This window comes from Flavobacterium succinicans LMG 10402 (assembly GCF_000611675.1).
Taxonomy (GTDB): domain Bacteria; phylum Bacteroidota; class Bacteroidia; order Flavobacteriales; family Flavobacteriaceae; genus Flavobacterium; species Flavobacterium succinicans.
In genome coordinates this window covers 256,809-275,835 of the sequence record NZ_JATV01000002.1, presented here as the reverse complement: position 1 = coordinate 275,835, position 19,027 = coordinate 256,809, and the positions used below count along the sequence as shown (strand labels likewise).

Sequence of the window (19,027 nt, the reverse complement as noted above, 5' to 3'; positions counted from 1 at the left end):
TAAAAATAGCATATTAAACAATTAAATATTAAAACTATGAAAATTTTAAAAATCTCCTTAATGGCAGTAGCTTTTGGATTAATGTCCTTCACTACTAGTGCTCCGGTACAATCTATGGTAAGCAAAGTGGCAGGTTATGCTAGCGCTTTGGTTTGGAAATCAGAAACGATTGATGTAGGTTCAATTCCTCAAGGAACGCCAAAACCGATTGTTTTTGAGTTTAAAAACACTGGAAAAACGCCTGTGATTTTAACTAATGTACAAGGTTCATGTGGATGTACAGCTACTAATTATACTAAGGAACCAATCGCTCCAGGTAAATCAGGAACTGTTACAGCTACTTACAATGCAGCAGCTATGGGTGCTTTTACCAAAACAGTTACTGTAACTTCTAATGCAGAAGCGACTCCAAAAGTATTAACCATCAAAGGAACAGTAGTTGCAGCTACAGCAAAAAGCTAAGACGAATTATTTATAATACAAATAGCCGTTTCAAAACTGAAACGGCTTTTTTATTGAAAACAATGTGGTATTTAGTAAGCGTACATGGTTGCGCTTGATTCTGCTCTGTTTTTTTTAACGATAGCAACAAACGGAAGTCCTTCTTTAGCTGCTTTTCTCTTCAGTGCAACGATGTTTTGTTGTTGAACTGATAGAGGTGTTTGTCCTTTTATTCTATTGGATACTACAGTATTTTTGGTAGTCGTTAATCCAGTAGATGCTTTAGGGGCAATTACCATTACTTTGTTGTAATCTTGCTCACCATTAATTACAATCTTATCTGAAACTTTAGTAGATTCATTAGTTGCGTTGTTAATGATTTCGGCAACAGCAAAAGCACTTATAGTTTGCTCTACTTGATCTTTTCCAGAATTAAAATAAAGCGTGTTGTTTTCGTTTTTGATGTAATTAACATTTAATTTTTCACCGTTGTGTTTAACTATAACATGTGATTGAGCCATTACTGTTAATGAGAAAGTAAAGAATAAAAATGTGATAAAATTTTTCATTGTATTATATGTATTGAGTTATGTATATTTTTTTGTTCTAAATAAGTGTTGCGTGTTGTTTCCTTTTCTTTCCGGTGGCGGATCATCTTTTTTTAGGTGTATACCTGTTAGTTGTAATGTGTTCCAAAAAGCGATTGGCTTTTGCTCTTCTTTTAAATGGTATCCAATAGCAAAAAGTGATTCAGTTCCGTTTATGTACAATGTTTCAAGTTCTTTTTCTGAATTAGTTTCACTACTAAAAGACCATTCAGATTGGTGTTTATTAGTGAGTTCAAAATAAGAGCATATTGTCCATATTAAGGAATATAAAAATATTAAGGTTAAAATCGCTATTTTTTTTGCTTTTTTCACATTGTAAAGGTATATAATTCGTTAAATGTGTACAATTTCAAAGTGGTTAAATATTAGTTAATCTGTTTCGGTTTTTCGATTTTTATTGATAAAGGTTCGATTTTTGTTTAGGGGCTCTTTAAGGGGGGCTGAATTTGAAAAAGCATCAATTTCAAGATTTTTTTGTCTTACTTATAGGGTGGTATAATACTTGTGAGCGTATTTTGCTTTGTTTCAATAAATTGTTGATTTGGACTTCTGGACTTCTTACTTTTTATAATTTTTTGTTAATGCTTTTTTGAGCTGTTTTTTTTCGTCTAGAAAGTAGGGAATGGGCATTCAAAAGCGTTGATTTTGAATCTTATAATGGAGTTTATTCGTGGTGTAGTAGGATTGATGTTTTTTTCTCTCGTTAGAGTGTTAGAACTGTTAAAATGTTAAGTATTTTCTAATCCATTAGTATAAAATCAGAAATAGATTAGTTTTGTAGACGGTTATGTCATATTTTTTTAGATGAATAGCTCAGTAATGATTAAAGATGTAAAGTATATGAAGAAAATCATATTCGTTTTTTTATTATTTGTATTGGCCTCCAACGGTTATGCACAAGTGGAATTTGGACCTAAGTTTAAACCTATTCCTCCAGCAAAGTTTCCTGCGGCTCCTAAGAAAAAAGTAATTCCTCCTGCTGAGTTGCCTAAAATTGATCAACCCAACGTTTTTAATTCACCTGAAAATCCTACTAAAACATCTACGACTATATCGAAATCAAATGATGTGTCGATGTTTCCAAAAGAAAAATTCATCAATCCTGGAGAAGAATACCTCAAGAAGATGCAAAAGGATGTGGATAAAACCTTGAACGAAAATAACATGCCGTTATTACGACGTAATTTTGATTTTGGACAAATCCATACCAAATCGAAATATGTGATTGTGAAGGTGAGAGATTATATTTATGTAGATGGTGATTTGCTGCGTATTTACCAAAATGCTACTATACTAAAAGAAGAGGTGTATTTGGGTGGCAATTACACGGAAATAAAAATTTTATTAGGCGAGGGCTTTAATAAATTGGATTTTGAAGCACTCAATACAGGGACAAGTGGTGGAAATACGGCTGAAATCATCATAATTGACGATCAGAAAAAAGTACTTTCTAAAAACTATTGGGACAATTTAGCGGCTGGTTTTAAAGGAACTATACTTTTGGTAAAAGAATAATTTTTGTGGTTTTCTAAAAAAATAAAAATTTTCAAAATTCAACTTTTCATTTCCGAAATTTAAAAGTATTTTTGCGCATGCAACACAACGTACTTATTTTAGATTTCGGATCGCAATATACTCAACTTATTGCGCGAAGAGTTCGAGAATTAAACATATTCTGCGAAATCTTCCCTTACAATCACTTTCCAAGTGATCTATCTCCTTACAAAGCAGTAATTCTTGGCGGTAGCCCATTTTCTGTTCGTTCAGAAGATGCGCCTCACCCTGATTTATCTCAAATTAGAGGAAAACTACCCTTGCTTGCCGTATGTTACGGAGCACAATATCTTTCGCATTTTAGCGGAGGTGAAGTAGCTGCTTCAAATACAAGAGAATATGGTAGAGCCAACTTGTCTTTTATCAAAGAAAATGAAGTCTTTTTTGAAGGCGTTTCTGAGAACAGCCAAGTGTGGATGAGCCACAGTGATAGTATCAAAGCTTTGCCTACAAACGGTGTTAAATTAGCAAGTACGCACGATGTTGAATTTGCGGCTTATAAAATTGAAGGCGAAACTACTTATGCGATTCAATACCATCCAGAGGTTTTTCACTCGACAGATGGTTCCAAAATGCTAGAGAATTTCTTGGTAAAAATTGCTGAGGTCCCTCAGAATTTCACACCAGGTGCTTTTGTTGAAGAAATCGTAGCGGAAATGAAAGAGAAAATCGGAAACGACAAAGTTGTTTTAGGACTTTCAGGAGGAGTAGATTCAACAGTAGCAGCGGTTTTATTACATAAGGCTATTGGTAAAAATCTATATTGTATTTTCGTAAATAACGGATTACTCCGTAAAAATGAGTTCCAAAGCGTTTTAGATCAATACGAAGGAATGGGATTGAATGTGAAAGGAGTAGATGCTTCTCAGCGTTTTTATGATGCCTTGGCTGGAGTTACTGATCCAGAATTAAAAAGAAAAGCAATTGGGAATGCCTTTATCGAAGTTTTTGATGATGAGTCACACAAAATTGAAGATGTTACTTGGTTAGCCCAAGGAACTATATATCCTGACGTAATCGAGTCGGTTTCTGTAAAAGGACCATCAGCAACTATCAAATCACATCATAATGTAGGTGGTTTGCCTGATTATATGAAATTGAAAATAGTAGAGCCTTTGCGTATGCTTTTCAAGGATGAAGTACGTAGAGTTGGTGCTACTTTAGGAATCGACCCAGAACTTTTGGGAAGACATCCTTTCCCAGGGCCAGGTTTGTCGATTCGTATTTTAGGCGATATTACCCCAGAGAAAGTACAAATTTTACAAGATGTTGATAAAGTATTTATTGACGGTTTAAAATCTTGGGGCTTATACGATAAAGTTTGGCAGGCAGGAGCTATTTTGTTGCCTGTAAATAGTGTTGGTGTAATGGGTGATGAGCGTACTTACGAAAAAGTAGTGGCGCTTAGAGCAGTTGAATCTACCGATGGTATGACGGCAGATTGGGTTCATTTGCCTTACGAGTTCTTGATGAAAGTTTCTAATGATATTATCAATAAAGTAAAAGGAGTGAATCGAGTGGTGTACGATATTAGTTCGAAACCGCCGGCCACAATTGAGTGGGAATAAAAAGTTTTTCTTTTTTACCACTACATAATTTAGTTGTTTAAATACAGTTACGGTGTTAGATTTATATAAAATCTAGCACCGTTTCGTATCTTTGAAAGTCTTTAATTTTTTAATGTAATCCAATGAATCGTTTTTTTGCTTTTTTATTAAGTTGTGTGTTTTTTGGCACTGCTGTGTTTGCTCAAGAGAAGGTGATTACTCATAAAGTAGCCAAGGGAGAAACTATTACTCAAATTGCACAAAAGTACAAAGTGAGTCCTCATGAAATTTATCAATTGAATCCAGATGCACAGTCCGGAATTAGTACCAATATGGTATTGTTGATTTCAAAAGCAGCCGTTAAAAATGATTCCAAAACTACTGCCAAGCCAATGGTTGCAACCAAAACAATCATGCATGAGGTTGTGGCAAAAGAAACGTTATTCGGTATTCAAAAAAAATATGACATTTCTGAAGCTGCTTTGTTTAAAGCAAATCCCTTTTTAGAAAAAGACGGCTTGCAAATAGGTCAAAAGTTGTTGATTCCTAATGCTGTTATGGCTAAAGCTGCTACACCAGCCACAGTAAAAGTTGTTGCTCCAGTTTTGCATGTAGTACAAGCTCAAGAAACTAAATTCTCTATTGCTAAAAAGTATAATATTACTATTGAAGAATTAGAGAAAAAAAACCCTGAAGTAGCTACAAATCTTCCTATTGGATTTACTTTGTTAATTAGAGGGAATCGACCTAAAGAAATAAAAGATGTCTCCGTTACTGCTTCTAAAATAGAACCAGAAAAAAATGATATCGATGCTAAAAACACAAGCCCTTTAGTGTATCAAAATTATACGGTCAAGCCCAAAGAAACCTTCTACAGCTTATCCAAATTAACAGGGTTGTCGCAAGAGGAATTAACAGTTTTGAATCCTGATTTGAAAAATGGAGTACAAGAAGGCATGCTTTTGAAATTGCCTTCAAACGTGAAAATTGAAACGCTTTCGTTGATTCAAAAAAACAAGACTCAATTGAGTGTGCAAAATGCAGGGACTGCTAAAAAATTAGTGTTGTTACTGCCTTTTAATACGGCTAAAATTGCAAATGACACCGTAAATTCAAGTATTGAGCGTTTGAAAAAAGATAAGTTTTTAAACATGACTTTGGATTTTTATGCTGGCGCTTTGATGGCAATTGACTCAGCAAAACAAATGGGAATTCAGGTTGATGTACAAGTTTTTGATTCTCAGGAAACTAAAAACAGTTCTCAAGTTCCTACGTTAATAAAAAACCATGCCATTAACACAGCGCAAGTAGTAATTGGTCCGTTTTATCAGAATAATGTTGAAAAAGCAGCTGAATTATTACTGGATGATAATGTAGCAGTGATCTCTCCATTGTCTAAGGATTATGGTAAATCGTATGCTAATTTATACCAATCTATTGTTTCTTCTGATGAATTGAAAAATACCGCTTTTGATTTTATGAAAAAGAAAAACGGGAATATGATCGCAGTTATTGATAAGAAAAAAGAATCGTCTAGGATTTATTTTGCTCAACAACAAAAAGACGTCAAAATTGCACCTTTGACTCCAACAGGAGGTGTAAATGTAGAAGCACTGAAAAGTTTGTTGAGTTTGGATCGCATGAATTATGTGATTCTTGAAACCGGCAGTACAACTATGATTAGGGCGACAATTGCTGCCATGATTTCAGTAATGAAAACTCATAAAGTGCAACTGGTGGTCTTGGAGCCTAACCCTACTTTGGATACGGATGAAATTTCATTTGCAAATTTAGTAAAGCTGCAATTGTTGTATCCTTCTGCAATTAGAGAAAATAATTCGGATGAAGCACAAGTTTTTGCGCAAAAATACCGTAAAGAAAACAATGTCTATCCTAGTTCATTTGCTACTCGTGGATTTGATGTGACTTTTGATACACTGATGCGTATGGCGCAAGATGTAACTTTCCAAGAAACTATGGAGAGTAAGGCAACGGAACAAGTAGAAAATCGATTTGATTACTCTAAAAATGAGGGTGGAGCGTATAATAATAAAGGGGTTTACATGCTCTATTATGATGCGGATATGACCATCAAACAAGCCAATTAATCGTTTTGGATCAAAATCAAAAACAACTCATCAAGTTGGCTCATACCAAAATGCCTTTTGGTAAATACGAAGGCTGGCATCTTATTGACATTCCAGAATATTATATCGTTTGGTATAGTAATAAAGGTTTTCCAAAAGGAGAATTAGGCGAACAACTGCAATTAATTTATGAATTAAAACTCAACGGTCTCGAAGATTTAATTCGCAATATCAAAAAGAAATATCCAAAACCGTGATCTTACTATTAGGAGCAACGGTTTTGAATATTTGCAAAGTATTCTAATGATTGGTTCAAACAAGGCTTTTGAAATTCTACTGAAACAAGCGCTAGTGTATTCCAATTAAATTTGTACTTTTGCCACGTTTTTTACACAACTACTTTACAAACACAACAGAATGAATCAAACGAAATATATTTTTGTTACAGGCGGTGTGACTTCTTCTTTAGGAAAAGGAATTATTGCAGCTTCATTGGCAAAATTATTACAAGCAAGAGGCTATAGGACAACCATTCAAAAATTTGATCCCTACATTAATGTCGATCCTGGTACTTTAAATCCTTATGAACATGGGGAATGTTATGTTACCGATGATGGAGCCGAAACAGATTTGGATTTAGGTCACTACGAACGTTTCTTAAACGTTCCTACTTCTCAGGCGAATAACGTTACTACGGGTAGAATTTACCTTTCGGTTATTGAAAAAGAAAGAAGAGGTGAATTTTTAGGAAAAACGGTTCAAGTAGTTCCTCATATTACCAATGAAATTAAAGACAGAATGCAATTGCTAGGTAAATCTGGCGATTATGATATTGTAATTACAGAAATTGGTGGAACTGTAGGAGATATCGAATCTTTGCCATACATCGAGTCTGTTCGTCAGTTGGTTTGGGATTTAGGAGAAAACAATGCTATCGTTATTCACTTAACCTTGGTGCCCTTTTTAGCTGCCGCTGGTGAGTTAAAAACGAAACCAACACAGCATTCTGTAAAAACCCTAATGGAAAGCGGAATCAAAGCTGATATTTTGGTGTGTAGAACTGAGCATGAAATTTCAGACGAAATTCGCAACAAATTGGCTTTGTTTTGTAATGTAAAAAGAGAAGCAGTTATTCAATCTATTGATGCTTCTACTATTTATGAAGTGCCTAATTTAATGTTAGAAGAAGGTCTAGATGTAGTAGCTTTAAAGAAATTAGACTTACCTAAAAAAGCAGCGCCAGATTTAAAAAATTGGAACACCTTCTTGAAACGTTTAAAAAATCCTAAGCATACCGTAAATATTGGTTTGGTTGGTAAATATGTCGAAATGCAAGATTGCTACAAATCTATTTTGGAAGCCTTCATTCACGCAGGAGCGGCAAATGAAACAAAAGTAAATGTGATTTCGATTCATTCAGAGCATTTGGATCCTTCAAATATTGCTGAGAAATTAGCTGGGTTGGATGGGGTTTTAGTGGCACCAGGTTTTGGTGAAAGAGGAATTGAAGGTAAAATAGAAGCGGTTCGTTATGTTCGCGAAAATAACATTCCATTTTTTGGTATTTGTTTAGGAATGCAAATGTCAATTATAGAATATTCAAGAACTATTTTGGGTTACAAAGACGCCAATTCTACTGAAATGAATGAGAATACGCCTCATCCAGTTGTGAATTTGATGGAAGATCAAAAAACAGTTACGGATAAAGGTGGTACCATGCGTTTAGGTGCTTGGAAGTGTGAAATTAAACCAGACTCGTTAGCGCATAAAATATATGGTAAAACCGAAATTTCGGAGCGTCACCGTCACCGTTATGAGTACAACAATGCTTATGTAGAACAATTGCAAAAAGCAGGTTTGATGGCTTCTGGAGTGAACCCTGATACTGGTTTGGTAGAAATCGTTGAGATTGAAAATCATCCGTTTTTTATTGGTGTTCAGTACCATCCAGAGTACAAAAGTACGGTAGCTAATCCGCATCCAATTTTTGTGAGTTTTGTAGCGGCGGCAGTTAAAGCTAAAAAGAAATAATGCAATAGCTGTAACAAAGTATTTGAGTTAGATTCTAACACTAAGCAGGGGTAAACTACTCTTGTTTTGAATTTTGAAGATAGATTATAATGGAAGAAAAAAAGATTGACATTAATTCAATTATCGGTTTTATACTGATTTTTGGTATTTTGGTTTGGATTATGTTCCAAAACCAACCTGATCCTAAAGTGGTGGCTGCAGAAAAAGCCCAAAAGGAATTGGTTTTAAAAGCTCAAAAAGCAAAAGAATTGGCAAATAAAGCAGTTGAAAAAGCAACTGTTGCAGTAGCCACTGGCGATTCTACTCAATTGGTAGCTTTGCAAAAAACATTAGGAAATTTTGCTTATTCTGCGACTTTGCCTTCTGCAAAAAATGATTTTACTACGATTGAAAATGAAGTGATAAAATTAAAAATTGCTAATAAAGGTGGTTATATCGCTGAGGCAACTTTGAAAAACTTTGAAAAGTTTAAAAAAGGTTCTGGTCAGTTGGTAGAATTGATAAAAAACAATAATGCTAATTTGAATATTGTTTTGCAAACCAATGACAACAGAACTTTAAATACCAAAGACTTGTTTTTTGAGCCTACTTTAACCAAAATAGGAGCGGATCAAGTGTTGTCTATGAAGTTAAAGTCAGGTCCAAATTCATTTTTGGAATATAAATACATAGTGAAGCCAAACGATTATATGATTGGTTTTGATTTGCGTTCTCAAGGCTTGAACCAAGTATTGAATACAGCTAAGCCTTTGGATTTAGAATGGGATTTGAAAGCTTTCAGAAATGAAAAAAGCATATCTTACGAAAATAAATACACTGAGATTTATTTTGAACATAAAGAAGGTAAAGTTGATTACGCTGGCTTAGGTGCAAAAGAAGAAGAAACTCTTGAAAAACCTACATTTATTGCTTTTAAACAACATTTCTTTGCTTCAATTTTAGTATCGAAAACGCCTTTTGAAAAAGCACAATTGGTTTCAACTAATCTTATGAATGATGAAAAAGTGGATACTACTTTTACAAAATCATTCAAAGCGAATTTACCTTTGACGTTTACTAATGGCGAAATTGATCATAAATTAAGTTGGTATTTAGGGCCATCTGATTATGAGACTTTGAATAATTATGATCAAAATCTTGAGAAAATCATCTCTATGGGTTGGGGTATTATTGGTTGGATCAACCGTTTTATCTTTGTGCCTTTATTTGGTTTATTAGGTTCGTTCATGGCGTATGGTATTGCGATTATTCTTTTTACTATTTTAATCAAATTGGCAATGTCGCCTATTACTTTCAAATCATTCTTGTCACAAGCCAAAATGAAAGTATTGCGTCCTGAAATTACTGAGTTGGGTGAAAAATTCGCCAAAGATCCAATGAAAAAACAACAAGAGACGATGAAGTTGTACAACAAAGCCGGTGTAAATCCAATGGCAGGTTGTATTCCAGCTTTGATCCAAATGCCGTTCTTAATGGCTTCGTTTCAATTTTTTCCTTCGGCTTTTGAGTTAAGACAAAAAAGTTTCCTTTGGGCAGATGATTTGTCTTCATTTGATGAGATCGTGAAATTGCCTTTCCATATTCCATTGTATGGAGATCATATTAGTTTGTTTCCAATTTTGGCGGCCATCGCAATTTTCTTTTACATGAAAATGACTTCAGGTGATCAACAAATGGCAGCTCCACAACAAGAAGGGATGCCTGATATGGCGAAAATGATGAAGATTATGATCTATGTTTCGCCATTGATGATGTTATTCTTTTTCAATAGCTATGGCGCTGGATTGAGTTTGTATAACTTTATTTCTAACTTGGTAACAATTTTGATCATGTTGGTCATCAAAAATTACTTCATTGATAGCGATAAAATTCACGCACAAATTCAAGAAAATAAATTGAAAGAACCTAAAAAACAAGGTAAGTTTCAAAGAAAGTTGCAAGAAGCAATGGAACAAGCTGAAGCTCAAAAAGCAGCTCAGCAAAAGAAAAAATAATATAGTATAAATTTTTTTGTATATGAAAGAGGCTGTCCAAGTTAGGACAGCCTCTTTTTGTATAAATCATTTTAATAAGTATTGCAACTAATTTTATTATTTTGGCAACAACACTTTGTCTAATACGTGAATCACACCGTTTGAACATTGTACGTCAACAGCAATAATATTGCAGTTTCTTGCACTTGCATCTTGCAATCGAGTTGGAGTAAATTTTACCGTTACATTTTGACCGGCAAAAGTATTAATTACCTGATCGTTTGTTAACTGCGTTGATAAAACGTTTGCACCAGTAACAACATGGTATTTCAATACAGTTTCAAGCAGGGTTGGAGGTATTGCAGCTAGACCAGAAAATTTAGTTTCGGTTAAAAATGATGCAAATGCGTCATTTGTAGGTGCAAAAACGGTGAAAGGTGAACTAGCTGTACCCGATAAAGTTGCTGCAAAACCAGAAGCTGGGTTAAAAGTAAGAGTAGCAACTAATGTAGTAAAATTTGGATTTGCAGTAGCATGCGTAACAATGGTTGGTAGATTGATTACAGCGTCTACGATATGAATCACGCCGTTCGAAGCCATTACATCAGCTGTAGTAACTTTGGCACCGCCATTCAATTTCACACCCGAAGTAAGGTCTACATACATACTCATGGTATTGCTTCCTGAAGCCGTACTTTTTGCTAATGTTTTAACGTATCCAGTAGTCAATGCTGTTGATTTTACAGTACCACTTACTACATGGTTTAATAAAATTTGTGTCAAAACATCTTTTGGTACATCAGCAACAGAAGCAAATTTGTTATCGGTTAAAAATTTTGTAAAAGCTGCATCTGTTGGAGCGAATACAGTAAAAGGACCAGCGCCTTGAAGAGTAGCGGCTAACTCAGCTCTTGTTAGCGCTTGTACTAAAATTTTTAAGTTGGAATTGTTCACCGCAATACCAGTAATAGTATTGTCTACCGGTTTTGGATCATTATTATCATCATCGTCGCAAGAAACTGCGAATGATAAAAATGCAATACAAGCCAAAGCCATTTTTAATTTTGATGCAATTTTCATAATCGTTTTTTTTTAATTGAGTTACAGTTAATGTTTTTTTGTTGTTCAAATATATTTACAAAAGACTAAACAAAATTACCTTTAAAAAATATTTATAATTTGTTGAATTGGTATAATGGATTGATAATGCATTGAATAAGCTTTTTTTGTTCAACTTAATAGTGTCAGTATTAAACAAATCTTAGAACAAAGGTTGGTTTTGTTATTTCATTTCATCTGAATAATTTTTAGGAAAGAAAGTAGTTGTACCTTTGCGTTCAATTGGAAAATATGAATTTGTATTTTTGATGTTTGAAGTAATTGATTTTTTTACACTACAATAAATTTTAAATAGTATGATTAAGAAAGTATGGCTTTTGGTTTTCTTTATACAGGTTTCAGCTTTGTTAGCGCAAACTGCGATTACAAATCAAGTTGATAGTGATGGTAAGAAAAATGGGCTTTGGAGAGGCTATTATGAAGAATCCAAAAGGTTGCGTTATGAAGGAACTTTTTTACACGGTAAAGAAGTAGGCGTTTTTAAGTATTTTGATGATACGAAAGCAGCCGATGTGATTGCCACTCGAGAGTTTAACGAAAAAGACAATTCGGCGTATACTATTTTTTACAATCAAAATAAATTTAAGGTAAGCGAAGGCAAGGTGGTGAATAAACTTTTTGAAGGAGAATGGATTTATTATCATTTCAAGTCGAAAGTAATAATGACGAAAGAGTTGTATAAAATTGGTAAATTATCAGGATTGAAAACGGTTTATTTTCCTGATGGCAAAGTGGCTGAAGAGACCCATTATGTTGATGGGCTAAAGGATGGAAGTAGTAAGATTTATTCAGATAAAGGTATTGTTTTAGAAGAAACAGTGTATCAAAAGGGGCAGTATAACGGACCAGCTATTTTTAGGGACACTAACGGTTTTATTGCTTCCAAAGGGAATTTTGTATGGGGTAAAAAAGAAGGGGTTTGGGAGTTTTATGAAAAAGATAAGTTGATAAAAAAACGAAATATGAGTTTTCAAGAGCCACTATCTAATCGCAAAACGAATTAACTTTTGCTTGGATAATTTCTCAACTAAATCTTTTGTAACTTTGCACCCTATTTTAAAAAAGGATTCTGATGAAAAAGAGAGTGGTTGTTGGTCTATCAGGTGGTGTAGATTCTAGTGTTGCAGCTTATTTGTTGCAACAAGAAGGATATGAAGTTATTGGGCTATTTATGAAAAATTGGCACGATGACTCTGTAACGATATCCAACGAATGCCCTTGGTTGGAAGATAGCAACGATGCTTTGTTGGTAGCCGAAATATTAGGAATCCCTTTCCAAACGGTTGACCTTAGTGAACAATACCAAGAAAAAATTGTGGATTACATGTTCAGTGAATATGAGAAAGGACGTACTCCAAATCCTGATGTATTGTGTAATCGCGAAATTAAATTTGCTGTTTTTTTAGAAATTGCTTTGAGTTTAGGAGCAGATTATGTGGCTACTGGACATTATTGCCAAAAGCGAACTACTGAAATAGACGGGAAACCGTTGTATCACCTTATTGCAGGTGCTGATACTAACAAAGACCAATCGTACTTTTTATGTCAATTGTCGCAAGAACAGTTGGCTAAATCTTTGTTTCCAATTGGAGCATTAACGAAACCTCAGGTTCGTGAAATAGCAACTGAAATGGAATTGGTTACCGCAGAGAAAAAAGATTCTCAAGGACTTTGTTTTATTGGTAAAGTACGTTTGCCAGAGTTTTTACAACAAAAACTGCAACCTAAAGAAGGTCAAATTATACAAATCGATAAAAATCATCCGATTTATACTTCAACAGATGAAGCTGAAACTTTAGCTTCTTTGTCTCATAAAATCACTTATACTCCAGATATGGGCAAGGTAGTTGGAAAACACCAAGGCGCTCATTATTTTACGGTGGGTCAACGAAAAGGACTTAACGTTGGCGGTACTACAGAGCCTTTGTTTGTTATCGCTACTGATGTGGTGACCAATACAATTTACACAGGTTTGTCTAGTAATCATCCGGGATTGTTTAGAAGAGGATTGTTTATTGATGCTTCTGAAACGCATTGGATTCGCACCGATTTAGCCTTGTCAGTGGGTGAGTCTAAAGAAGTAATGGCTAGAATTCGTTACCGTCAGCCGTTGCAAAAAGCCACGTTGCATCAAGAAGAAAAAGGAATGTATGTGATTTTTGACGAGCCACAATCCGCTATTACTGAAGGACAATTTGTGGCTTGGTACCAAGAGGACGAGTTGTTAGGTTCTGGGGTTATAGCTTAGTTTTAGTTCTTAGTCCTTAGTCCTTAGTGATTGGTTTTAAGTAAAAACTATAAAAAAATCTTCTGAAAAAAAGATAGTGTCGCCTAGCCCCGATGGGAGGGAATATCCTTTTTATCCTTTTTCGGGATAAAAAGATAGGAAGGACAGCGGGACCAAACGTGATGAAATCCCAAATTTTGTGCTCCTAAAAACGCTTAAAATTATAATTCATGATGTTTTTTTGAGTACATTTCGGCATGAAAAAAATAGTTTTTTTATTTTTCTTATTCCAATCTTTTTTGGTTTTTTCACAACAAGATGCTTGGGTGTATTTTGGGGATAAAACCAATGTTCAGAACTATTTGGACAACCCTCAATTGATGCTCTCACATCGCGCTATTGATAGAAGAACGCGACAAAAAATCGCTTTGGACAGTAAAGATGTTCCCATTCCGGCTTCGTATATAAAAGCTGTAAAAGCGTCCGCTGGAATTACAGTTATGGGGCAATCAAAATGGTTGAATGCGTTGCATGTTCGCGGTACTCAAGCGGATATTACTTCCTTAAAAAATTTAGCTTTTGTTGCTAAAATTAGCTTCGCAGATAAGTCCTTAAATGCGACAGAAAAGACAACTGCTGTGTCAAAAAATCAGCAGGTTCAAAAAAAATACAACACCGCAATTACTTATAATTATGGCGCTTCAGCCAATCAAATCCAGATGTTGAATGGGTATTTATTGCATCAGCAAAATTATACGGGGAGTGGTAAAATCATTGCTGTTTTAGATGCGGGTTTTCCTGGCGTGGATACCCAATTACCGTTTAAAAAATTGAGAGATAATAATCAGATTTTGGGCGGTTATAATTATGTAAACAGAAGTACGAATTACTATACTGGAGACAATCACGGTACATTAGTGCTTTCGACTATGGGAGGGAATCAAGACCAAGCTTTGGTCGGAACGGCTCCAGATGCGTCTTACTATCTTTTTGTTACCGAAAATGATGCTTCAGAAAATCCTGTTGAAGAGACGCTTTGGGTAGAAGCGGCAGAGAAAGCGGATAGTTTGGGTGTAGATATCATTAATAGTTCGTTGGGCTACTTTGATTTTGATAATTCTAAATATAGCTATACTTATGCCGATATGAATGGTGCTACAGCATTTATTAGTCGAGGAGCCGAAATTGCTTTTAGTAGAGGAATGCTTGTAGTGGCTTCTGCAGGAAACTCAGGGAACACAACTAATCCCAATATTGCTGCACCAGCAGATGCGGTTTCTGTTCTTACGGTAGGTGCAGTTAATGCTTCGAAAACTAGAGCTGTATTTAGTTCAATTGGCCCTTCTTTTGATGGTAGGGTAAAGCCAGAAGTTATGGCACAAGGAAAATCTTCTGTGGTTTCTAATGAATTTGGAAATATTGGTACAGCCGACGGAACTTCTTTTTCGAGTCCAATTTTGGCTGGAATGGTGGCGTGCTTATGGCAAGCTTTACCCGATAAAACCAACAAAGAAATTAGAGATTTGATTATTCAATCTGCTGATAAATATTTTACACCAACGCCACAACTAGGTTATGGAATTCCGGATTTTAGTGCGGCAGTAAATAAAGGGCTTCTAGTTACAATAGACAATCAAGATGTTTCATTTTCGTTGTACCCCAATCCTAGCAAGGGAACGGTTTGTATGACTTTACCTTCAACAGTAGAAGAGGTGCAGCTTACAATTTATTCTTTATTAGGACAAAAAATAATGGAGGTGCCTTTTTCAAAATCAACACCTTCTTTTTCTGTAGAAACCTTGTGGAATGGAGTATACTTGTACACTATTCAAGGAGGAAATTTTTCAGCTCAAGGAAAAATCATCAAATATTAATTTACAATTCAATGAATTCAGTTATACAGCTTTTTGGCATTCAATATCCAATTATTCAAGGAGGAATGATTTGGAACAGTGGTTATAAATTGGCAAGTGCCGTTAGCAATGCGGGAGGATTAGGCATTATAGGTGCTGGTTCTATGTATCCTGACGTACTTAGGGAACACATTCAAAAATGCAAAAAAGCGACTAATAAGCCTTTTGGCGTGAATGTTCCAATGTTGTATCCGAATGTGGAAGAAATAATGAATATCATTGTAGAAGAAGGTGTAAAAATCGTTTTTACTTCAGCTGGAAATCCCAAAACTTGGACCGCTTTTTTGAAAGAAAAAGGAATAACAGTGGTGCATGTGGTGAGTAGTTCTGTGTTTGCTTTGAAAGCACAAGATGCAGGAGTAGATGCTGTTGTTGCCGAAGGTTTTGAAGCTGGAGGACACAATGGTCGAGAGGAAACAACGACATTGACTTTGATTCCGATGGTGAAGCAAAAAATCAGTATTCCGTTGATTGCTGCTGGTGGAATTGCCACAGGAAGGGGAATGCTTGCGGCAATGGCTTTGGGCGCCGATGGTGTTCAGGTGGGAAGTCGTTTTGCTGCTTCGGTAGAATCTTCAGCTCACGATAATTTTAAAGAAGTAATTGTGAATGTAAAAGAAGGGGATACCCAATTGACATTAAAAGAATTAGCACCTGTTCGTTTGGTTAAAAATAAGTTTTACAATGACGTACAAGAATTGTATGCAAAATGTCCTACCAAAGAAGAGTTAGTTACTTTGCTGGGTAGAGCCCGAGCCAAACGCGGGATGTTTGAAGGTGATTTGGTCGAGGGCGAATTAGAAATTGGTCAGATTGCGGGATTAATTAATGAAATTCAACCTGTAAAAGAAATTATTGATACCATGATTGCCGAGTTCAAGCAAGCCCAAATTGAAATCGGACAACTCCAGTTTTAACTCCAACCCCAAAAGCCTCCCCATGTCAAAACCTACTATTTTATTTTTGTCTTTTGTCCTGTTTTTTTGTTTTCAGCTGTCAAACGCTCAAACCTATAAGTTTCAAACTTCGGGTTACAGTGTTCTACAGAAAAATGAAAAAGGAAAATGGGGAGATTGGTCCGAATTAGATTTAATCAATATCCCAATTACGTTAGATACTTCTAAACATCGAATTGTGGTCTATACCCCAATGCTTCAATTGTACAACATTCTTTCGTATGCAGAAATTGAAGAAAACAAAACCGATATCATTTATTCTTTTGAATGCAAAGACGAAAATGGTGATGCCTGCACTTTGATGATTATTACTCGCAAACAACAAGGCAATCGCAAGCAATTGTATATCAATTATGAGAATAGGATTTATTTGTATAATATTTAGTCCTTAGTTATTAGTGAATAGTAATTAGTCATTAGTGAATAGTAATTAGCTTAGAAACCACAAACCATAAACCACAAACCAAACCCTTTACCCTTTCTCAATATCTTTTATAAACTCATCATATTCAAGATAGAAAAGTTCTAAAGCATTCATTTTTTCGAAGAAAAAGTCAAAAATGTAGTCCCAGTGATTGCGATTACTCATACTGTACCCATTTTTTTCAACCCATATGCGGCTGATGGTTTTGCCATTTTCTAAAGTGTAGTCTTTTTCAAAAACCAAATCTTTGATGAATTCATCTTCCAAAATACCTTTCAAAGCTTCTAGTTTTTCGAAATATTGAGAACGTAAGTCATCATTTCGGTGCTCGATATCAATAAGTACTTGTGCTTTTTTATTATCTGCAAAAAATTTAAAAGAGAAATCTTTAATTTTTGTATCATACAACACCCATTTTCTTGGGTATTTCTCGGCGAAGCCTACCCAAAAATCGTGTTTTAACCGCTGATTTTCTGCTTTACTGTACATTTGAATTGAATTTAGAAAGTTTGGTTTGTATTCCAAACAAAACTATAGTATATTTATTGGAATGCTTGCAAAAATAAGTTTTACCTATGAATTTTCAAGATTTTCAGCAATATATCCCTCAAATACTTGAGGCTCCGCTTCCTGCTTTTGCTTCTCATATAAAAATGGCGCCAAAAGAACGAATCGAATCGTTGAAAGCGTTTAGTTATACAGATAAAAATCCACGAAAAGCTGCGGTTTTGATGTTGTTGTACCCAAAACAAGAGCAAACGCATTTGGTATTGATTGAAAGAAATTCTTATGAAGGCGTTCATTCGGCTCAAATTGCTTTTCCTGGTGGTAAGTTTGAAAATGAAGATGTGGAATACGAAACTACAGCTTTGAGAGAGTCCGAAGAAGAAATTGGAGTATCGCGTGAGCAAGTAGAAGTAATCAGACCTTTTTCTCCTTTGTATATTCCGCCTAGTAATTTTTTAGTGCATCCTTATTTAGGTATTGCCGTAGAACCTTTGCAATTTACTTTAGACTCCAAGGAAGTAGCCAGTGTTATCGAATTGCCATTGTCTGATTTTTTAAGTGATGCGCTTTTACATGAGACGAAACTGACGACTTCTTATGCTACAGATATTGCAATTCCAGCATTCAAAATCAATGACCATATCGTTTGGGGAGCTACAGCTATGATGCTGAGTGAGTTAAAAGAAGTCTTGTGTTTTGTGCTTAAAAAATCATAAATAAGCGCTGTTTTTCTTGATTTATTGTAAATTTATTGCAAGTTTAGCGTTTTCTAAACGTTAAGAAAATATGTCGTATCTTTGCACTCCAATTTTAAAAATAAAGTATAATGGGATTATTTAAGAGAAATCCTTTTGGTCACATTCTTTTTATCAAGAAATGGTTAATTCGAATTTTTGGGGTTATTACCCACCGACGATATAGAGGTTTTAATGAATTGCAAATTGAAGGTTCTGAAATTATTCGCAATTTACCCGATAAAAATGTGCTTTTTATCTCCAATCATCAAACCTATTTTGCCGATGTTGTGGCGATGTTTCATGTGTTCAATGCTAGTTTAAGTGGTCGAGATGATAGTATTATTAATGTGGGGTATCTATGGCAACCCAAAATGAATATTTATTATGTAGCTGCCAAAGAGACCATGAAAGCAGGTATTCTTCCAAGAATTATGGCTTATGTAGGTGCGATAACCGTAGAACGCACTTGGAGAGCTAAAGGGAAAGATGTGACAGAAAAAAGAGAAGTAAATCCTAATGATACAGAGAATATAAAGATTGCTTTGGCCGATGGCTGGGTGATTACTTTTCCTCAAGGCACGACCAAATCTTTTAAGCCTGTTCGAAAAGGCACTGCTCATATCATTAAAGAACACAAACCTATTGTGGTACCCATTGTGATTGACGGTTTTCGACGTTCTTTCGACAAAAAAGGGTTGCGATTAAAAAAGAAAGGCATCCTACAATCGTTTATCATCAAAGAGCCCCTCGAAATTGATTATGAAAACGAAACCATTGATGAAATTGTAGAAAAAGTTGAATATGCCATTGAACAGCATCCATCGTTCTTAAAAGTAATACCCGCAGAGGAGTTAGAGGCGGAAAACGAGTTGAACAAATTGAGAAAATGGGAATATTAATATA

General features: G+C 35.1%; 18 protein-coding genes. 14 read left to right on the top strand and 4 right to left on the bottom strand.

The features are described from left to right. Nucleotides 1-36: 36 nt before the first annotated feature. On the top strand, nt 37-462 hold the full coding sequence (locus AO58_RS16875) for a DUF1573 domain-containing protein (RefSeq protein ID WP_024980239.1): 426 nt from the start codon (nt 37-39) through the stop codon (nt 460-462). Between the two features lie 71 nt (nt 463-533). Here the strand turns inward: AO58_RS16875 and AO58_RS0102740 are convergent, their stop codons facing one another. Then, nucleotides 534-1,010 (bottom strand): hypothetical protein, encoded by a 477-nt coding sequence (locus AO58_RS0102740; protein WP_024980238.1) that lies wholly within the window; start codon nt 1,008-1,010, stop codon nt 534-536. A gap of 18 nt (nt 1,011-1,028) precedes the next feature. Beyond that, entirely contained in the window at nt 1,029-1,361 is a 333-nt protein-coding gene (locus AO58_RS0102735) for a hypothetical protein (protein WP_024980237.1), read from the bottom strand. 528 nt (nt 1,362-1,889) lie between these two features. Here AO58_RS0102735 and AO58_RS0102730 point away from each other — a divergent pair. From AO58_RS0102730 to yidC, 6 genes are all read left to right on the top strand, one after another. Further along, nucleotides 1,890-2,564, top strand: coding sequence for a hypothetical protein (locus tag AO58_RS0102730; protein WP_024980236.1), 675 nt, complete (start codon nt 1,890-1,892; stop codon nt 2,562-2,564). Nucleotides 2,565-2,641: 77 nt separating this feature from the next. Then, the gene (gene guaA, locus AO58_RS0102725) at nt 2,642-4,171 is read left to right on the top strand and encodes a glutamine-hydrolyzing GMP synthase (protein WP_024980235.1); all 1,530 of its coding nucleotides are present in this window, start codon (nt 2,642-2,644) and stop codon (nt 4,169-4,171) included. A gap of 122 nt (nt 4,172-4,293) precedes the next feature. Next, nucleotides 4,294-6,258 (top strand): LysM peptidoglycan-binding domain-containing protein, encoded by a 1,965-nt coding sequence (locus AO58_RS0102720; protein WP_024980234.1) that lies wholly within the window; start codon nt 4,294-4,296, stop codon nt 6,256-6,258. Nucleotides 6,259-6,263: 5 nt separating this feature from the next. Continuing rightward, nucleotides 6,264-6,494 (top strand): DUF3820 family protein, encoded by a 231-nt coding sequence (locus AO58_RS0102715; protein WP_024980233.1) that lies wholly within the window; start codon nt 6,264-6,266, stop codon nt 6,492-6,494. 160 nt (nt 6,495-6,654) lie between these two features. Continuing rightward, nucleotides 6,655-8,268: a CTP synthase gene (gene pyrG / locus AO58_RS0102710; protein ID WP_024980232.1), complete on the top strand. Its 1,614-nt coding sequence runs from the start codon at nt 6,655-6,657 to the stop codon at nt 8,266-8,268. A gap of 89 nt (nt 8,269-8,357) precedes the next feature. Beyond that, on the top strand, nt 8,358-10,262 hold the full coding sequence (gene yidC / locus AO58_RS0102705) for a membrane protein insertase YidC (protein ID WP_024980231.1): 1,905 nt from the start codon (nt 8,358-8,360) through the stop codon (nt 10,260-10,262). A gap of 96 nt (nt 10,263-10,358) precedes the next feature. Here the strand turns inward: yidC and AO58_RS0102700 are convergent, their stop codons facing one another. Continuing rightward, a complete protein-coding gene (locus AO58_RS0102700) occupies nt 10,359-11,321 on the bottom strand; it encodes a fasciclin domain-containing protein (protein ID WP_024980230.1) in 963 nt (320 codons plus the stop codon). A gap of 335 nt (nt 11,322-11,656) precedes the next feature. Here AO58_RS0102700 and AO58_RS0102695 point away from each other — a divergent pair, with 335 nt between their 5' ends. The 5 genes from AO58_RS0102695 (at nt 11,657) to AO58_RS16870 (ending at nt 16,841) form a co-directional block, all read left to right on the top strand. Next, nucleotides 11,657-12,364 (top strand): toxin-antitoxin system YwqK family antitoxin, encoded by a 708-nt coding sequence (locus AO58_RS0102695; protein WP_024980229.1) that lies wholly within the window; start codon nt 11,657-11,659, stop codon nt 12,362-12,364. Between the two features lie 68 nt (nt 12,365-12,432). After that, entirely contained in the window at nt 12,433-13,608 is a 1,176-nt protein-coding gene (mnmA, locus tag AO58_RS0102690) for a tRNA 2-thiouridine(34) synthase MnmA (protein ID WP_024980228.1), read from the top strand. Between the two features lie 236 nt (nt 13,609-13,844). Continuing rightward, a complete protein-coding gene (locus AO58_RS0102685) occupies nt 13,845-15,461 on the top strand; it encodes a S8 family serine peptidase (protein ID WP_024980227.1) in 1,617 nt (538 codons plus the stop codon). An 11-nt stretch (nt 15,462-15,472) separates the two neighbouring features. After that, nucleotides 15,473-16,417 carry an NAD(P)H-dependent flavin oxidoreductase gene (locus tag AO58_RS0102680; protein WP_024980226.1) on the top strand — a complete coding sequence of 315 codons (945 nt, stop codon included), beginning with the start codon at nt 15,473-15,475 and terminating at the stop codon, nt 16,415-16,417. Nucleotides 16,418-16,439: 22 nt separating this feature from the next. Beyond that, complete coding sequence (locus AO58_RS16870; RefSeq protein ID WP_035717258.1) at nt 16,440-16,841, top strand: hypothetical protein; 402 nt, start codon at nt 16,440-16,442, stop codon at nt 16,839-16,841. 87 nt (nt 16,842-16,928) lie between these two features. Here the strand turns inward: AO58_RS16870 and AO58_RS0102670 are convergent, their stop codons facing one another. Beyond that, entirely contained in the window at nt 16,929-17,369 is a 441-nt protein-coding gene (locus AO58_RS0102670; protein ID WP_024980225.1) for a DUF4268 domain-containing protein, read from the bottom strand. Nucleotides 17,370-17,455: 86 nt separating this feature from the next. Here AO58_RS0102670 and AO58_RS0102665 point away from each other — a divergent pair, with 86 nt between their 5' ends. Both AO58_RS0102665 and AO58_RS0102660 read left to right on the top strand, forming a co-directional pair. Continuing rightward, the gene (locus tag AO58_RS0102665) at nt 17,456-18,103 is read left to right on the top strand and encodes an NUDIX hydrolase (protein WP_024980224.1); all 648 of its coding nucleotides are present in this window, start codon (nt 17,456-17,458) and stop codon (nt 18,101-18,103) included. 110 nt (nt 18,104-18,213) lie between these two features. Next, the gene (locus AO58_RS0102660) at nt 18,214-19,023 is read left to right on the top strand and encodes a lysophospholipid acyltransferase family protein (protein WP_024980223.1); all 810 of its coding nucleotides are present in this window, start codon (nt 18,214-18,216) and stop codon (nt 19,021-19,023) included. Nucleotides 19,024-19,027 lie beyond the last annotated feature (4 nt).